Source organism: Pseudoflavonifractor hominis (assembly GCF_014288125.1).
Taxonomy (GTDB): Bacteria; Bacillota; Clostridia; order Oscillospirales; family Oscillospiraceae; genus Pseudoflavonifractor_A; species Pseudoflavonifractor_A gallinarum.
Map to the genome: position 1 here is coordinate 426,072 of NZ_JACOPR010000003.1, position 16,618 is coordinate 442,689.

The 16,618-nt window shown below is 63.8% G+C and carries 19 protein-coding genes; 1 reads left to right on the forward strand and 18 read right to left on the reverse strand.

Going from position 1 to position 16,618, the window contains the following annotated elements:
* The 16 genes from rplV to H8S34_RS07415 form a co-directional block, all read right to left on the reverse strand.
* Positions 1-333 carry a 50S ribosomal protein L22 gene (rplV, locus tag H8S34_RS07340; protein WP_101691666.1) on the reverse strand — a complete coding sequence of 111 codons (333 nt, stop codon included), beginning with the start codon at positions 331-333 and terminating at the stop codon, positions 1-3.
* 12 nt (positions 334-345) lie between these two features.
* Entirely contained in the window at positions 346-618 is a 273-nt protein-coding gene (rpsS, locus tag H8S34_RS07345) for a 30S ribosomal protein S19 (RefSeq protein ID WP_101691665.1), read from the reverse strand.
* A gap of 14 nt (positions 619-632) precedes the next feature.
* Positions 633-1,466, reverse strand: coding sequence for a 50S ribosomal protein L2 (gene rplB / locus H8S34_RS07350; RefSeq protein ID WP_101691664.1), 834 nt, complete (start codon positions 1,464-1,466; stop codon positions 633-635).
* A gap of 14 nt (positions 1,467-1,480) precedes the next feature.
* Positions 1,481-1,780 (reverse strand): 50S ribosomal protein L23, encoded by a 300-nt coding sequence (gene rplW / locus H8S34_RS07355; protein ID WP_101691663.1) that lies wholly within the window; start codon positions 1,778-1,780, stop codon positions 1,481-1,483.
* Positions 1,780-2,403 (reverse strand): 50S ribosomal protein L4, encoded by a 624-nt coding sequence (rplD, locus tag H8S34_RS07360; RefSeq protein WP_101691662.1) that lies wholly within the window; start codon positions 2,401-2,403, stop codon positions 1,780-1,782. Before rplD ends, rplW begins: the two co-directional genes overlap by 1 nt.
* A 17-nt stretch (positions 2,404-2,420) precedes the next feature.
* A complete protein-coding gene (rplC, locus tag H8S34_RS07365; RefSeq protein ID WP_101691661.1) occupies positions 2,421-3,146 on the reverse strand; it encodes a 50S ribosomal protein L3 in 726 nt (241 codons plus the stop codon).
* Positions 3,147-3,291: 145 nt separating this feature from the next.
* A complete protein-coding gene (gene rpsJ / locus H8S34_RS07370; protein ID WP_006573401.1) occupies positions 3,292-3,606 on the reverse strand; it encodes a 30S ribosomal protein S10 in 315 nt (104 codons plus the stop codon).
* A gap of 679 nt (positions 3,607-4,285) precedes the next feature.
* Entirely contained in the window at positions 4,286-5,155 is an 870-nt protein-coding gene (gene aroE / locus H8S34_RS07375) for a shikimate dehydrogenase (RefSeq protein ID WP_186963507.1), read from the reverse strand.
* Between the two features lie 61 nt (positions 5,156-5,216).
* On the reverse strand, positions 5,217-5,669 hold the full coding sequence (gene aroQ, locus H8S34_RS07380) for a type II 3-dehydroquinate dehydratase (protein WP_101691659.1): 453 nt from the start codon (positions 5,667-5,669) through the stop codon (positions 5,217-5,219).
* Positions 5,666-6,160, reverse strand: a complete 495-nt coding sequence (locus tag H8S34_RS07385; protein WP_186963508.1) for a shikimate kinase — start codon at positions 6,158-6,160, stop codon at positions 5,666-5,668. Before H8S34_RS07385 ends, aroQ begins: the two co-directional genes overlap by 4 nt.
* Positions 6,157-7,323, reverse strand: coding sequence for a bifunctional chorismate mutase/prephenate dehydratase (locus H8S34_RS07390; protein ID WP_186963510.1), 1,167 nt, complete (start codon positions 7,321-7,323; stop codon positions 6,157-6,159). Before H8S34_RS07390 ends, H8S34_RS07385 begins: the two co-directional genes overlap by 4 nt.
* Positions 7,324-7,341: 18 nt before the next feature.
* A complete protein-coding gene (locus tag H8S34_RS07395) occupies positions 7,342-8,322 on the reverse strand; it encodes a chorismate synthase (protein WP_101691656.1) in 981 nt (326 codons plus the stop codon).
* Positions 8,319-9,605, reverse strand: coding sequence for a 3-phosphoshikimate 1-carboxyvinyltransferase (aroA, locus tag H8S34_RS07400; RefSeq protein WP_186963511.1), 1,287 nt, complete (start codon positions 9,603-9,605; stop codon positions 8,319-8,321). Before aroA ends, H8S34_RS07395 begins: the two co-directional genes overlap by 4 nt.
* A complete protein-coding gene (gene aroB, locus H8S34_RS07405; RefSeq protein WP_101691654.1) occupies positions 9,602-10,666 on the reverse strand; it encodes a 3-dehydroquinate synthase in 1,065 nt (354 codons plus the stop codon). Before aroB ends, aroA begins: the two co-directional genes overlap by 4 nt.
* 13 nt (positions 10,667-10,679) lie before the next feature.
* Entirely contained in the window at positions 10,680-11,693 is a 1,014-nt protein-coding gene (gene aroF / locus H8S34_RS07410) for a 3-deoxy-7-phosphoheptulonate synthase (protein WP_101691653.1), read from the reverse strand.
* A gap of 321 nt (positions 11,694-12,014) precedes the next feature.
* Positions 12,015-12,257: a helix-turn-helix domain-containing protein gene (locus H8S34_RS07415; protein ID WP_186963512.1), complete on the reverse strand. Its 243-nt coding sequence runs from the start codon at positions 12,255-12,257 to the stop codon at positions 12,015-12,017.
* A gap of 91 nt (positions 12,258-12,348) precedes the next feature.
* Here H8S34_RS07415 and H8S34_RS07420 point away from each other — a divergent pair, with 91 nt between their 5' ends.
* A complete protein-coding gene (locus H8S34_RS07420) occupies positions 12,349-12,597 on the forward strand; it encodes a hypothetical protein (protein ID WP_186963513.1) in 249 nt (82 codons plus the stop codon).
* 84 nt (positions 12,598-12,681) lie between these two features.
* On the opposite strand, the gene proS is transcribed toward H8S34_RS07420, so the two are convergent.
* Both proS and H8S34_RS07430 read right to left on the reverse strand, forming a co-directional pair.
* Positions 12,682-14,121: a proline--tRNA ligase gene (gene proS, locus H8S34_RS07425; RefSeq protein ID WP_101691649.1), complete on the reverse strand. Its 1,440-nt coding sequence runs from the start codon at positions 14,119-14,121 to the stop codon at positions 12,682-12,684.
* 142 nt (positions 14,122-14,263) lie between these two features.
* Positions 14,264-16,579 carry an S-layer homology domain-containing protein gene (locus H8S34_RS07430; protein WP_186963514.1) on the reverse strand — a complete coding sequence of 772 codons (2,316 nt, stop codon included), beginning with the start codon at positions 16,577-16,579 and terminating at the stop codon, positions 14,264-14,266.
* Between the last annotated feature and the right edge of the window lie 39 nt (positions 16,580-16,618).

Consider the following 16,618-nt stretch of genomic DNA (forward strand, 5'->3'; position numbering starts at 1 on the left):
TTAGCGCTCGCTCACCGCGATGGTGATGTGAGAAGTGCGCTTGTTGATCCGGTACGCACGGCCCTGAGCACGGGGCATGATCCGCTTGATGATGGGACCGGGGGCGGCGTAGGTGGTGGACACGTAGAGCTTCTCAGGGTCCATCTGGTGATTGTTCTCAGCGTTGGCCGCGGCGCTCTTGAGCACCTTGAGCATCAGCTCGGAGGCGGCCTTGGGGGTGGCCATCAGGATGGCGGTGGCCTCAGCCACACTCTTGCCGCGGATCAGATCGCAGACGATCTGGACCTTGCGGGGAGAGATGCGGGCATACTTCAAAACAGCTTTCGCTTCCATGTTCTCTCCTCCTTACTTACCGGTCTTGCTGCCAGCGTGGCCCTTGAAGGTACGGGTGGGGGCGAACTCGCCCAGCTTGTGACCCACCATGTCCTCGGTCACGTAGACGGGCACATGCTTGCGGCCGTCATGGACGGCGAAGGTGTGACCCACGAAGGCGGGGAAGATGGTGGAGGCGCGGCTCCAGGTCTTGAGGACCTTCTTCTCGCCGGTCTGGTTCATTTCATCGACCCGCTTCAGCAGCTCGGGGGCGCAAAAGGGGCCTTTCTTGATACTTCTGCTCATCTTTTACTGCCTCCTTACTTCGCGTTGCGGTGCTTGACGATGAACTTCTCCGTGCGGTTCTTCAGCTTGCGGGTCTTGTAACCCAGAGCAGGCTTGCCCCAAGGAGTGACAGGGCCGGGACGGCCGACGGGGCTCTTGCCCTCACCGCCGCCGTGGGGGTGGTCATTGGGGTTCATGACGGAACCGCGAACGGTGGGACGCCAGCCCATGTGACGCTTGCGGCCGGCCTTACCGATCTGGATGTTCTCGTGCTCGATGTTGCCGATCTGGCCGATGGTGGCCAGGCACTCGGGACGGATATAGCGCACCTCGCCGGAGGGCAGACGGACCTGAGCCATGCCGTTCTCCTTGGCCATCAGCTGAGCGAACTCACCAGCGGCGCGGACCAGCTGGCCGCCCTTGCCGGGATACAGCTCGATGTTGTGGATCAGGGTGCCCAGGGGGATGTTGGCGATGGGCAGGCAGTTGCCGGGCAGGATGTCGGCGTCGGGACCGGTCATGATGATGTGGCCAGCCTTCATGCCGACGGTAGCCAGGATATAGCGCTTCTCGCCGTCCTCATACTGGATGAGGGCGATGTTGGCGGAGCGGTTGGGATCGTACTCCAGGCGCAGCACGGTAGCGGAGCCCTGCTTGTCGCGCTTGAAGTCGATGATGCGGTACTTCTTCTTGTTGCCGCCGCCGCGATGACGGACGGTGATGCGGCCGTAGCTGTTGCGGCCGGCGTTCTTCTTCAGAACCTCGGTCAGGCTGCGCTCGGGCTTAGCCTTCTTGTCGATCCCCTCGAAGGCGGACACAGTCATGTGACGGCGGGAGGGGGTAGTGGGCTTGAACGTCTTAATAGCCATGTTTCATTACCTCCTTACACCATGCCCTCGAAGAACTCGATGGTCTTGGAGTCCTCGGTGAGGGTGACAATGGCCTTCTTATAGGAAGGACGGCGGCCAGCGGGGAAGCGGCCGGTGCGCTTGGCCTTACCATCCATGTTGATGGTGTTGACCTTGGCGACCTTCACGCCGAAGATCTCCTCCACAGCCTTGGCGATCTCGATCTTGTTGGCGTCCTTGGCCACCTCAAAGGTGTACTTCTTCATCTCGAACAGAGAAGCGGACTTCTCAGTGATGATGGGACGCTTGATGATATCATAAGCGACGGTAGCCATTACGCGAACACCTCCTCGATGACGGCCAGGGCGGCCTTGTCGACAATGAACTTGTCGGCGTTCACGATGTCGTAAACGCTCAGGATCTTAGCGGTGGTGGTGGTCACGCCGGGGATGTTCCGGGCGGACTTGACCACGTTCTCGTTGACCTCGTTGGTCACGACCACGGACTTCTTGCCCGCCTCAACGGCGTTCAGGAAGTTGACCATGGCCTTGGTCTTGATCTCGCCCAGCTCCAGGCCGTCGACCACGATGACGTTGCCCTCAGCGGCCTTGGCGGAGAGGACGGACTTCAGAGCCAGACGCTTAACCTTCTTGTTCAGCGCATAGCTGTAATCGCGGGGCTTGGGAGCGAAGACGATACCGCCGTGGGTCCACTGGGGAGCACGGGTAGAGCCCTGACGGGCGCGGCCGGTGCCCTTCTGACGCCAGGGCTTGATGCCGCCGCCGGAGACCTCGGCGCGGGTCAGAGCGGACTGGGTGCCCTGACGGCAGTTGGCCAGGTGGTTCTTGACGACCTCGTGGACAACGACCTCGTTGGGCTCGATTCCGAAGATGGCGTCGGAGAGCTCCACTTCGCCGACCTTCGTGCCGGTCATGTTAACAACAGTTGCCTTAGGCATTTGGTTTCTCTCCTTTCTTAGCGGTTACGCGCAGACGCCTTCTGGGGATTGACGCGGGCGGAAGCCTTCTGCGGGTTGTTGCTGATGCCAGCAGCAGCGCCCTTCTCCTTGACGTTGATGACGCTGTTACGCAGGTACACAACGCCGCCCTTGGGGCCGGGGATGGCGCCGCGGACCGCGATGATGCCCAGCTCGGAGTCGACCTTGATGACATCCAGGTTCATCACGGTGACCTGCTCGCAGCCCATGTGGCCGGCGCCGATCTTGCCCTTGAAGATACGGGAAGGATCGGTGGCGGGGCCCATGGAGCCGGCGTGACGGTGCACAGGGCCGGTACCGTGGGTTTCCTTCAGACGATGGGCGCCGTGGCGCTTGATCACGCCGGCGTAGCCCTTACCTTTGCTGATGCCGGTGACATCCACGCGGTCGCCCTCGGCGAACACGTCGACCTTCACCTCATCGCCCACGTTCATCTCAGCGGCCTTGTCGAGCTTGAACTCCTTCAGGACCTTCTTGGGGGCGACGCCAGCCTTCTTGATGTGACCCAGCTCGGGCTTGGTGAGCTTGCGCTCCGCCACGTCCTCGTAGCCGAGCTGAACAGCAGTGTAGCCGTCCTTCTCCTCGGTCTTCTTCTGCACGACGGTGCAGGGGCCCGCCTCGATGACGGTGACCGGGATGACCTTGCCTTCGGCGTCGAAGATCTGCGTCATGCCGACCTTCTTACCGATGATGGCCTTTTCCATGTTTTTTCCTCCTTATAAGGTTATTGGTTGGGCGAGTTGAGCATTGGACTCTCATTGCTCGGCCAACTTGACCCGTCCATCTCAAAAACGCGATGGACAGCGGGTTCAACACATTTGGTTGCCGGTTTGAGGTTCGCTGCTTTGCTTACAGCTTGATCTCGATCTCGACGCCGGCGGGGAGCTCCAGGGACATCAGAGCCTCAACGGTCTTGGGAGAGGGCTTCAGGATGTCGATGAGGCGCTTGTGGGTGCGGCGCTCGAACTGCTCACGGCTGTCCTTGTACTTGTGGACGGCGCGCAGGATGGTCACGACCTCTTTCTTGGTGGGCAGGGGGATGGGGCCGGACACGGAAGCGCCGGTGCGCTTGGCGGTCTCTACGATCTTCTCAGCGCTCTGGTCGATGAGCTGATGGTCGTAGGCCTTCAGGCGGATGCGGATCATTTCTTTCTGAGCTGCCATGGTGTTTTTCCTCCTTAAACATACGAAGTGACGTTCTGTATTCCGTGCACGCTTCGTACGGTGAGAATCTTCTGTACACGTTTCCGTGCGTATCATTCTGTGACACGAAGAAAACCGGCGCAACAGCAGCCGGTTTCGTCCCTGCACAGCGATATACGCCGTGTACGGAACCTTCTCAGCCGCCCGATTCGCTCGGACATACTCCGCGGAAGTTACCGGCTCACGCCGCAATCTCCCGCATCATCGCAGTGCGCCTTTTCACAGGCGCCCCATTATTGTACTGGATACTGTGCCGGAAGTCAAGAGGTTTTTTGATTTTTTTCGTCCGCTTTTTGCCGATTCCGGGGCACATCCCGCCCCTTTCCTTTGTGCAGCTTCGCAAAAGGGACGGAATGGCCCTCAGCGTGTCGAAAAGCTTCGACACGCTTCTCAAAAATGCAGGCATTTTTGAGAAGGGATACAGGCCGCCGCATGCACTCGCTGACGCTCGCACACTTGCGGCCTGAGAAGAGTGTTTTCCGACGTACATGCCGCCGGAAAACACGATTTTAACTCTCTTCCGCCGTCTGCGGACGGCGGAACTCTGCGAGGCTCTTGCAGCGTATATCGCAGATCTACACTTTTTTGACAGTCTGGAGGGACGGAACGGCCCTTCCATTCCGTCCCTGTTCCATCGGGATCACCTGCTCTGTGCCTTCAGCGCCTCCTCCACCAGGGGGAGCATGGCCGCCCCGTCGATGGGGGTGCGGGTGAAGTGCTCCAGGGCGAAGACCGCCTGCCAGATGAGCATGCCCAGGCCATTGAGGGCTGTGAAGCCCCGCATCCGCGCCTGCCGGAGAAGCTCGGTCTCGGCGGGGGCATAGATGAGGTCGCACACCGCCGCTCCGGCTGGCAGGGCGTCCAGAAAGGAGAAGTCGGCAAACTGTCCCGCCGTCCCCTCCATGCCCAGATTGGTGCAGTTGACCACCAGGGAGCACTGCGCGGCCAGCTCGGCCAGGGTCTCCGGGCGGAAATCCGCGGGGATCATCCGCTCCCCCCAGGGGGCACACAGGGCCTGGGCCTTCTCCGCCGTGCGGTTGGCCACATAGACGGCCCGGGCCGCTCCCTCCTGGCAGAGCTTGGGGGCCACTGCCTTGGCGGCGCCTCCCGCCCCCAGCACCAGCACCCGCTGTCCGGCCGTGTTCACCCCCGCATGGCAGAGGGAGGCCAGAAAGCCCTTGCCGTCGGTGTTGAAGCCATAGTACTTCCCGTCCCGAATGCACACGGTGTTCACGGCGCCGTACATCCGGGCGTCCTCGTCCAGCTCGTCCATGAGGGGAAGGAGCTCCTCCTTGTGGGGCATGGTGGCGTTGAAGCCCGCGTAGCCCGCGAAGGCGGCACATTTGAGCCACTCCCCTGCCCTGCCCCGGGGGACCGGCTGGCAGAGATAGATATAGTCCAGTCCCAGGGCGCGCAGCATGGTGTTCTGGATCAGGGGGGACTTGGAATGGAGCACCGGGTCCCCGATGACACAGAGTTTTTGAGTCGTATTGTGCAGCGTGACTTCCATGGCTGCGTCTCCTTTCTTGAAAATGGCTTGGGCGCTCTTCTGCTCCAGCCACGCCAGACTTTTATTGAAAGCTCTCTTTGCCTACTTTCTCTCTCGAGAGAAAGTAGGACAGGGCGGCCTCGTAGCCATAGAGGCCCAGGCCGCAGATCTGGCCCACACAGGCGGGGGCGGTGACACTCTTGTGCCGGAACTCCTCCCGCTGGTGGATGTTGGAGATATGGACCTCCACACAGGGCACGCTCACCGCCTTGAGGGCGTCCAGGATGGCGATGGAGTAGTGGGTGAAGGCCCCCGGATTCATCACGATGGCGTCATAGACCCCGTCGGCGGCCTGGATGGCGTCGATGATGGCCCCCTCGTGGTTGGACTGGAAGCACACGGCGGTGGAGCCGTGGGCGGCGGCAAATTCCTCCAGCCGCCGGCACAGGCTCTCATAGCTGTTCTCCCCATAGATGCCCGGCTCCCGCTTGCCCAGCAGGTTCAGGTTGGGTCCGTTGATGATGAGAAATTTCATGTGAGCACCTCCAGAATGCGCGCCGCCGTCTCCTCCGGGGTGGCCTGTACCTCCACCTGGTGGTGGGCGCAGGCCTGATAGACCGGCTCCCGCTGTGCGTAGCGCGCCAGAAAGGCCTCCCGCCCCTGCTGTCCCAGGGGCCGGCCGGCCATGGATACCTTGTCGTAGATCTCCTCGGGGGGACGGTGGAGGAAGATGACCGTTCCGCTCTCCCGGAGGGGACCGATGCAGTCCTCCCGCAGGGGAAGTCCGCCGCCGCAGGCGATGACCAGTCCCGTCCGGCGGGAGAGCTCCTCAGACACCTGCCGCTCGCAGTCCCGGAAATACCCCTCCCCCCGCTGCGCGAAGAGTGCGGGGATGGAGCAGCCCTCCCGGGCCTCGATGAGGGAATCGGTGTCGGCCAGCTCCCACCCCAGGCGGCGGGCCAGAAGCCCCCCCACGGTGGACTTGCCGCAGCCCATCATGCCGATGAGAATGAGATTTCCCCTCATTCCGCTCCCCCCTCATAGGCCTGGAAATTGCCCAGTACCCGCATCTCACCCGAGAGCTGGGAGAGCTCATGGAGCACCCCGTCCATGGCGGGGGAGAGCAGATCGCCCGAGAACTCCAGGAAGAAGAGGTACTCCCAGCTCCGCCCCGGGATGGGCCGGGACTCGATCTTCAGGAGGTTGAGCCCCTGCACCGCGAAGAGGGTGAGAATCTCGTGGAGGGAGCCGCTCTGGTGGGGCAGGTGGAAGAGGGCGCTGATCTTGTTGCGCCCGGGGCGCATCTCCATGACCGGGGAGACCACCACGAAGCGGGTGTGGTTGAGGGAATTGTGGTTGGTGCCCTCCACCAGGATGTTCAGGCCATAGAGCCGGGCCGCCCGGCGGGAGCAGATGGCGGCAGCCGTGCGCTCCCCGCTCTCGGCCACCTGTTTGGCCGATCCGGCGGTGTCCAGGGTGGGGACCCGCCGCCAGTCCCGGTGGGTGTCCAGGAAGCGCTCGCTCTGCATAAGGCCCTGCTCGTGGGAGTAGACCGTGCGGATGTCCTCCAGCCCCACGCCGGGCAGGGCCATGAGGCAGTGCTCCACCTTTACGTCATACTCTCCCACCACATAGTAGCGGTACTGGGCCAGCAGGTCGTAGACCTGCCGGATGGAGCCGGTGGAGCTGTTCTCAATGGGGAGGACGGCGTAGTCGGCCTCTCCCCGCTCCAGGGCGGCGAACACGTCGGAGAACCAGGGGCAGCCCCAGCTCTCCACGCCCTCGCCGAAGAAGCCCACCGCGGCCTCCTCGCTGTAACAGCCCGGCTCCCCCTGGTAGACCACCCGGGGGGAGGCCACCGGCGTGCGGGCGTTGGCCAGGGCCTCGGCATAGGCCGCGTAACCCGGGTCCTCGGTCCCCTCCCGCACCAGCTTGCGCTGCTGGCGGCGGGAGATGGCCATGATGGTCTCATAGAGCTCGGCCAGATCGGCCCGGCGCACCGGGTCGTCGGTGAGGGCGGTCTTGGCGGCGATGACCCGCCGCTCCCGGGCGGCGTCCAGTACGGGCACCCCGTTCTTCTGCTTCCACTTCCCCACCTTGCCGGTGACCTCCATCCGGCGGAGGAAGAGCTGTACCAGCTCCCCGTCGATGGCGTCGATCTCCTGGCGGTATTGTTCCAGATCGTTCATCCTCACGTGCTCCTCTCTCTAGTCCAGTCCCAGCACCTGGCAGGCGGCCAGGGCGGCGGCGGCCTCCACCACGGGCACGGCCCGCAGCACCACGCAGGGGTCGTGACGGCCCTCCACCACCAGCTCCCGCTCCTCCATGGTGCTCAGACTCACGGTCCGCTGGGATTTGGAAATGGAGGGTGTGGGGCGGAAGACCACCTCAAACTCCACCGGCATCCCGTTGGTGATGCCGCCGTTGACACCGCCGGTGTGGTTGGTGGCGGTGCGCACCGCGCCCCCCTCCAGACAGAAGGGGTCGTTGGCCTCGCTCCCCTGCATGGCGGCAAAGCCGAATCCGGCCCCGAAGGCGATCCCCTTCACCGCGGGGATGGCAAAGAGGTACTGGGAGAAAATCCCCTCCACATTGCACCCGAAGTCGGGAGCGCCCCGTCCGGCGGGCATGCCCTCCACGGTGCAGCGGACACAGCCCCCCACCGAGTCGCCTTCACGCTTGGCCTCCAGGATGCGCGCCCGGGCCTGCTCGGGCGTGGGGTCAGATATGCCGCCGATGTTGGAGACCCGGGCGGTCACCGTGACTCCCCGCTCCCCCAGGGCCAGCTTGGCCACCGCCCCGGCAAAGACCAAAGGCGCGGTGAGCCGTCCGGAGAAGTGTCCCCCGCCCCGGTAGTCGTTGTATCCCCCGTAGCGGAGCTGTCCGGTGTAATCGGCGTGGCCCGGCCGGGGCATGTCCCGGAGCTTGCTGTAGTCCCGGCTCCGGGTGTCGGTGTTGCGGATGACGGCGCACAGCGGAGTGCCGGTGGTCCGGCCCTCAAAGACGCCGGAGAGGATCTCCACCTCGTCGGCCTCCCGCCGGGGGGTGGAGGTGTCGTCCTGCCCGGGCGCACGGCGTTTGAGCTCGGCGCGGATGAAGTCCCAGTCCAGGGCCAGCCCGGCGGGCACCCCCTCCAGGGTCACGCCGATGGCCGGGCCGTGGGACTCGCCGAAGATGGTGTATCTCATACCGCTTCCTCCTCCCGGCGGATGGCTCCGCCCAGCCGCGCATACTCCTCCCAGAAGTTGGGGTAGGACTTCTTCACGCACTCTGCTCCGGTGATGGTCACGGGGGCCTCGCACCGGATAGCGGCAATGGCGGCCATCATGGCGATGCGGTGGTCATTGTGGCCCGACACGGTGACCCCTCCGGCCAGGGACGCCCGGCCGTGGATGATGAGAGAATCGGGGTACTCCTCCACCTGGGCGCCCAGGGCATTGAGGACCTCGGTCACCGTGGCCAGGCGGTCGCTCTCCTTGATGCGCAGGCGGGCGGCGTTCACCAGATGGGTGTCGCACCCGGGGGTGAGGGCGGCCAGGGCGGCCACCGGGGGCACCAGGTCGGGGCACTGGCTCATATCCAGCTCCACCGTCCGGCGGCCCTCCCGGGCGGCGGGCGTCTCCCCCGCCTCCCGGACCAGCTCCTCCCCGCACAGGGCGGCATAGTGGGCGGCGATGCGCATATCCCCCTGGCAGGAGAGGGGATTGAGCCCCTGGATATCCAGCTCGCACCCCATCCCGGCGGCGGCAAACCAGAAGGCGGCGTTGGACCAGTCCCCCTCGATGGTCAGGTCCTGATGGCGGTAGATCTGGTTCCCCTTGACCCGGAAGGTCCGCGCCCCGTCATATTCTACCTCCACGCCGAACCGCTCCAGGGCGTCCAGGGTCATGTCCACATAGCCCCGGCTCTCCAGCTCGGTGGTGAGATGGATCTCGCTGTCCCCGTCCAGGAGGGGGAGGGCGTAGAGCAGTCCCGTGATGAACTGGGAGGACACGTCCCCCCGGATGGCGTAGATCCCGGGGGTGAGGTGTCCCTCCACCGTGAGCACGCTTCCCTCCCGGCTCCAGGTGATCCCCTTCTCCCGAAAGAGCTCAAAATAGGGCTCCTGGGGCCGCTCCATGAGGCGGCCGTGCCCGGTGAAGCTCCCCTTCCCCTTGAGGGCGAGAGCCACCGGGATGAGGAAGCGGAGGGTGGAACCGCTCTCCCCGCAGTCCATGACGGTGGGGGCGGGGTCCTCGTGGCCGTCCACCAGGTCGGCGCCCCGGATGACGGTGCCGTCGGCCGAGGCGTCGGCATCCAGGGTGCGCATGCACCGCAGGGTGGCCTGGATGTCCTCCGAGAGGGACACGTTGGACAGATGGCAGAACCCGTCGGACAGGGCGGCGGCGATGATGAGCCGGTGGGCCTGGGACTTGGACGGGGGCGGGGTGATGGCCCCCGCCAGCTTCTTGGGGGTAATGGTCACGTTCATTTCAGTTCCTCCAGCAGGGCGGCCTTGGTCATCCGGTGGGGGACCGCCTTCCCCATCTCCTCCAGCAGGAGGACCTGGATGTCTCCCCCGCTTCCCTTCTTGTCCAGCCCCACAGCGGCGGCATACTCCTCCGCCGTGCAGGGAATGGCGGTGGGCAGGGCGAAGGCCTTCAGCAGAGCGGCGATGCGCTCCCCCGTCCCGGCGGGGGTGACTCCCAGCTTCTCGCCCAGGGCGGCTGCCCGCACCATCCCGGCGGCCACCGCCTGACCGTGGGTCCAGCGGGTGTAGTTCCCCGCCAGCTCGTAGGCGTGGCCCAGAGTGTGCCCGAAGTTGAGGACCAGCCGGGCGCCCACGTCCCGCTCGTCCTCCACCACAACGCTGCGTTTTAAATCACAGCAGGTATACAGGACGTGTTCGATCTCTGCCATGATTTCCCCCCGGCTGGGCCGCTGGGCCAGGAAATCGAAGAAGGCGGCGTCCTGAATGCAGCCGTACTTGATGACCTCCGCCATGCCGTCGGCGAACACGCCGTCGGGGAGGGTCTCCAGCACCTCCGGGTCCATGAGGACCAGCTTGGGCTGCCAGAAGGCCCCGGCCAGGTTCTTCCCGGCCCGCAGGTCCACCGCCACCTTACCCCCCACGGAGGAGTCCACCTGGGCCAGCAGGGTGGTGGGGATCTGGATGAAATCCACCCCCCGCAGGATGGTGGCGGCCGCAAAGCCAGCCAGATCGCCTACCACGCCGCCGCCCAGGGCCACTACCGCGTCGGTGCGGGTGAGGCCGAAGTCCATCATGTTCTCCCAGAGCTCGGTGAGCATGGCGGGGGACTTGCTGCTCTCCCCGGCGGGGATCTCCTGGCAGGCCGTCTCAAAGCCGGCCTCCTCCAGGCTCTTCACCACCCGTCCCAGGTGGAGGGGGGCCACATTGGAGTCGGTCACCACAAAGAGGCGGGTACACCGGGGGAGCACGCCGCGGCACAGCTCGCCCGCCCGGTCCAGGGCGCCCCGTTCGATGTGGATGTCATAGGCCCGTCCGGGCAGGTCTACCCTCAGTGTTTTCATGGCTGCTCCTCTCTCAGTTCTGGCCCTCACGCCAGGCGCGCAGGCTCTCCACCTTCTTCATGAGGGTGTCGAACTTCTCGGGGGTGAGGGACTGCTGTCCGTCGCACTTGGCGTGGGCGGGATCGTTGTGGACCTCCACGATGAGGCCGTCGGCCCCAATGGCGGTGGCGGCCAGGGCCAGGGGCTCCACCATCCAGTACATGCCCGCCGCATGGGAGGGGTCCACGATGATGGGCAGGTGGCTCATCTGCCGGATGGCGGGGATGGCGGAGAGGTCCAGGGTGTTGCGGGTGTAGGTCTCAAAGGTACGCACGCCCCGCTCGCAGAGGATGACGTTCTCATTGCCGGCGGCCATGATGTACTCGGCGGACATGATCCACTCCTCGTAGGTGTTGGCCAGGCCCCGCTTCAGGAGGACGGGCTTGGAGAGCTTGCCCACCTCCTTGAGCAGGTCGAAGTTCTGCATGTTCCGGGCGCCGATCTGCACCAGGTCCACCTTCTCCTCGAAGAGCTCGGCATACCGGGGGGCCATGATCTCAGAGACGATGGGCAGTCCGGTGGCCGCCTTGGCCTCCAGCAGGAGGTCCAGGCCGCTCTCCCCCATGCCCTGGAAGGAGTAGGGGGAGGTGCGGGGCTTGAAGGCGCCGCCCCGGAGCATGGCCGCGCCGGACGCCTTCACGTCCCGGGCGATGGAGGTGACCTGCTCGGCGCTCTCCACCGAGCAGGGCCCGGCGATGACGGCGAAGTGGCCCCCGCCGATCTTCACGCCCTGCACGTCCACCACGCTGTCCTCGGGATGGAACTTCCGATTGGCTTTCTTATAGGGCTCCTGCACCCGCATGACCCGCTCCACGTGGGGATTGATGGAGATCTTGTCCATGTCCACGGCGGTGGTGTCGCCCACCAGGCCCAGGATGCTGCATCCCACGCCGTTGGTGATGCCCACCTGGAGGCCCATCTCCTCAAAGCTGTGGGCCAGGGCCTGGATCTCCTGCTGCTGCGTGCCGGGTTTCATTACGACTACCATAGTATTTCCATCCTTTCTGTATCCGGGTCCTTCCGGCCCGTACACCTGTGCTTTACATAACAAAAGGCGCTCATTGATGAACTCAATGAGCGCCCACAAATTGCGGCAAAGAATAGACCTTCGGCAGGTCCCCCACTCATCTCATCCCTCTTATTTCCCCATGCCAAAAAAGCCGGCGCCCATAAATCGGGCCCAGCCAAAGGAAACAAAATAGGATGCAGTTGTGAGGGGCTGCTGTCTCATGGTTACTTCCTCACTTTAACAGGTTGAGGTCATTATAAACCCATTTTTCCGGAAATGCAACACGGAATTTTTCTCCCGCTACTCCCTCCGGCGAGGGTAAGGCCTTTGCTCGTCGGTCAGTCCCAGGAGATAGTCCACGCTGGTTCCGTAGAACTGAGCCAGTGCAGCTACCACTTCCAGCGGATAGTTCAGGGTACCCGTCTCATACTGGGAATAGGTATTCTGTTTGATGTGGAGCACCTGCGCAATCTCCTGCTGCGTCAGATCCCGGTCGATCCTCATATTTCGGATGCGCTCATAGCGCAGTGGTTCTATTCTCATAATAAAATCACCCACGCCATCTTAGAATATCTGATTTTCAGATATTGCTTTTTATCTGAAAACCAGATATTCTAAGCATGAGGTGATTTCATTGGATTTATACAAAGAGATCCTGATCCACGCACTGGCACAAGAGCGAATCGAGGTGCGCTTTCCCGAGCTGAAGCTGGACGCACAGACGCTGGTGGAATCGGTCTGCTACCGCGCCCTGGAGGAGATCCGCGCCATTCTTCGGGACGATACGCTCTCCGATCCGGCTTGCTTCCACAGGATCGAGGCCATCGTCACCACACTGGAGTCCATCGGCAGTCACTGCGGCGACCGGCATGATTTTGGCTGACAGGAACCCCCGCTCTCCATACAGCAAACGAGGGCCGTCCCGGTGGGACGGCCCTCGTTCCATATCTCGCTTACCGTTTTGTATTTAGTACGCCACGCCCCAGTACACCATGTGCTTGGCGGGCTTGCCGCAGATGGGGCACACATCGCCCAGGTGCTCCTGCTCCAGGGGGATGCAGCGGGAGGAGACGCCGGCCTCTTCCTTCATCTTGAGCTCGCACTCCAGATCGCCGCACCACATGGTCTTGGCGAAGCCGCCCTGGCTGGCCATCTTCTCCTTGACCTCCTCCAGGGAAGAGCAGGCGTAGGTGTTGTCCTCCAGGTTCTTCTTGGCCTTGTCGAAGAGACCCTGCTGCACCGCGTCCAGCATGGTCTTGACGGTCTCCTCGATGTTGTCCAGGGACACAAAGCTCTTCTCGCCGTTGTCCCGGCGGGCCAGCACGCACTGGTTCTTCTCCATGTCCTTGGGGCCCATCTCCAGGCGCAGGGGCACGCCCTTCATCTCGTACTCGGCAAACTTCCAGCCGGCGGACTGCTCGGAGGCGTCCATCTTCACCCGGATGCCGGCGGCCTTCAGGCGGTTCATGACGGCCTCGTTGGCCTCCAGAACGCCCTCCTTGTGCTGGGCCACGGGGATGATGATGACCTGGGTGGGGGCGATGCGGGGGGGCAGGACCAGACCGTTGTTGTCGCCGTGGGTCATGATGACGCCGCCGATCAGGCGGGTGGACACGCCCCAGGAGGTCTGGAAGGGATGGTGGGGCTTGTTGTCCTTGCCGGTGAAGGTGATGTCAAAGGCAGTGGCAAAGCCGTCCCCGAAGTAGTGGGAGGTACCGGCCTGAAGGGCCTTCTTGTCGTGCATCATGCACTCCACGGTGTAGGTGGCCTCAGCGCCGGAGAACTTCTCCTTGTCGGTCTTGCGGCCCTTCACCACGGGCATGGCCAGGTAGTTCTCGCAGAAGTCGGCGTAGATGTTGAACATGCGCTCGGTCTCGGCGATGGCCTCCTCGGCGGTGGCGTGCATGGTGTGGCCCTCCTGCCACAGGAACTCCCGGTGGCGCAGGAAGGGGCGGGAGGTCTTCTCCCAGCGCAGGACGGAGCACCACTGGTTGTAGAGCTTGGGCAGGTCCCGGTGGGAGTGGATGATGTTGGCATAGTGCTCGCAGAACAGGGTCTCCGAGGTGGGCCGGATGCAGTAGCGCTCCTCCAGCTTCTCCGAGCCGCCGTAGGTCACCCAGGCGCACTCAGGGGCAAAGCCCTCCACGTGGTCCTTCTCCTTCTGGAGCAGGCTCTCGGGGATCAGCATGGGGAGATACACGTTCTCATGTCCGGTCTCCTTGAACTTCTCGTCCAGGATCTTCTGAAAGTTCTCCCAGATGGCGTAGCCGTAGGGCCGGAGGATGAACATACCCTTGATGGAGGAGTAGTCGATGAGCTCCGCCTTCTTGCACACGTCGGTGAACCACTTGGCGAAGTCCACCTCCATATCGGTGATCTGCTCCACCTGCTTTTTGTCCTGTGCCATATTTTTTCTCAATCCTTTTTTGTCAGTTTGGTGTCGGTTCTCTTCATTTTATTCACTTCTTCCCCAAAAGTCAAGGCGCACCTGGGGAAAAGACGCGGCCCGCGGGGGCTGTAAGCCCGCGGGCCGCCATGCAAGCTGTGTTTTAGGTCCGGATGACCAGCGTGGCCCGGAAGGTCAGGCCGTCATAGGAGCCGTAAATGGTCACGTTCTGGTTGGTCTCGAACTGCCGCAGGGAGAGTTCTCCCCCCGTCACGGAGAGGAGCTGGGCGTCGGAGACATCCACGGTGATGACACTCTGGTCCTCGCCCCGCCGCTGAATGAGCATCTCCTCGCTGGTGCTGTTCACATAGAGCACGGTGCCGTCGATCTGGTTGGAGGAGACGGCGCTCTTGTCCACCTCGATGGAGAGGATCTGGTCTCCGTCCAGCACCATGGCGATCTGATAGCCCGGCTTGAGGGAGTCGATGGACACGGCCTTGCCGTCCTGGGTCACCGACACCCCGGCGCTCACCCGGTAGGAGGCGGTTCCCCCATCGGAGAGGGCCACCTCGATGAGGGTGCCGCTGGTGTCCATGGTCACCTTCTGGATGATGCCGCTGGCGTTGGCGCTCTGGGGCGTGGCGTCGATGGAGCTGACCTCCTGGTAGCGCACGGTGACCACCACCGAGTCGCCGTTTTTCAGCCGGTCGATGGAGCTGCGCGCGTCGTTGCGGTAGACCTCCGGGGGATCGGTCAGGTCGATGTCAAAGGTGAGGACCTGTCCGTCCGCGCGGGTGACCTCCATCACCATGGGGGAGCCGTAGGTGATGGACGTGATGACGCCCTCCTCGGTGGAGGAGCCGGGATAGGCCAGGACCTCGGCGGCCTCGGTGCCCGAGAGGCGCAGGGTCACATAGGCGTTCTTCTCCAGCTTGGAGAGGGTGGTGGCCTTGCCGTCATAGGTGATGACCGCGCCGCTGGCCACCGTGTAGGTCACGCTCTTCCCGCTCTTGAACTCGTTGATGGTGAGCTTGCCGGGGGTCTGGGAGTAGCTCACGCTGCGGATGGAGCCCTGTACATAGTCGGAGGCGGTATCCACATTCAGGGCGGAGACGGTGGAAACCTCGTCGTTGGAGACCCGCAGGGTCACATAGTCTCCCACATGGCCGGTGCTCAGCTTGCCCACCGCGCCGTTAATGGTGACCCCCGCTCCGGAGGGCACGGTATAGCGGGTCTTCACCCCGCTCATGCTGGTGACCTGTACCGTGTAGGACCCGTCGCTGTTGCTCTTCACCTCGGAGAGCAGGCCATTTTCCTGCCGGGTGCCGCCGGTGAGGCGCAGGGCGGCCAGATGGCCCTGGGCATCCACCATGCACTCGGCCCGGGCATAGCCCGCCCCGTCGTCCAGCAGCTCCACGCCGCCGGTGCCGTTGCCCACCTGCACTTCGGTAAAGCGGTCGGCCCGGAAGTCGCGCACGCCGCTGCCGGTCTGCACGGTGACCGTATGTCCCTCCATATCCGATACGCTGCCCGACAGCGTCTCCAGCGCGCCGCTGACCCAGACGGCGGTGGGGGTGCCGCTGCTGTTGAGCTTCACCCGGGCATAGGAGCCGTTTTTCAGGGCTCCGCCGGTGGACTTCATATTGTTCTCATAGATGGTGCCCCCGGCGGGGAGGGTGAGGGTACGCGCGCCGCTCAGGGGGCTCTGGATGGTGAGGACGGTGGTCCCGCCGCTGCTCACCGAGGTGGAGGTGATGGTGCCGCCCACCCAGTCATAGGTGGTGTAGTCGGCCAGCTCCACCGTGATGCCCTTCTCCTTCATAAAGTCCATGGCACGGCGCATCAGAGAGGTCATCGAGGCACGGTTCACGCTGCTCTTGGGGAGGAAGCGGTTGAGCTCGTCCCCCTTGAGGATGCCGTAGTCGGTGAGGAGATACACATAGGGCCGCAGGTCCCGGGAGATACTGTCCTGGTCGGCAAAGGTCAGCTCGTACTCGGTCAGGCTCTCGGCCGCGCCGTCGATCTGCATGGCCCGGGCCAGGTAGAGGGCCACCTTCTCCCGGTGGATGGCGTTGAGCAGCCCGCTCCCGTTGGCCAGGGCCTTGAGCTCGGCGCTCGTGATGATCCCGGTCTCCAGGCACACTGCCAGATCGGGGGCCGCCCAGGTGAGCATATCGGCGGGCACGATCTCCTTCAGGGTATCCTCCCAGGCCTGGGCGATCTTGGTCTTGGTGGCGCTGTCGATGCCGGTCACCCGGGCACAGAAGAGCAGGGCCTCCACCGCGCTCATGGCGGCGTCGGGCTTGAAGGTCCCGTCATTATATCCGCTGACCAGCCCCAGGGAGGAGAGATATTCCACATCAGCCTTGGCCCAGTGGCCGTTCAGATCGGTAAAGGTCGCCGCCGCCGCGGGCGCTGCGCTCAGACTCACCGTCATGGTCAGGGCCAGGGCTGCGGAGAGCCATCTTGTTCCTTTCATTCCATACACCTCCGGAAAATGACGTTGGGATGTTTCCAA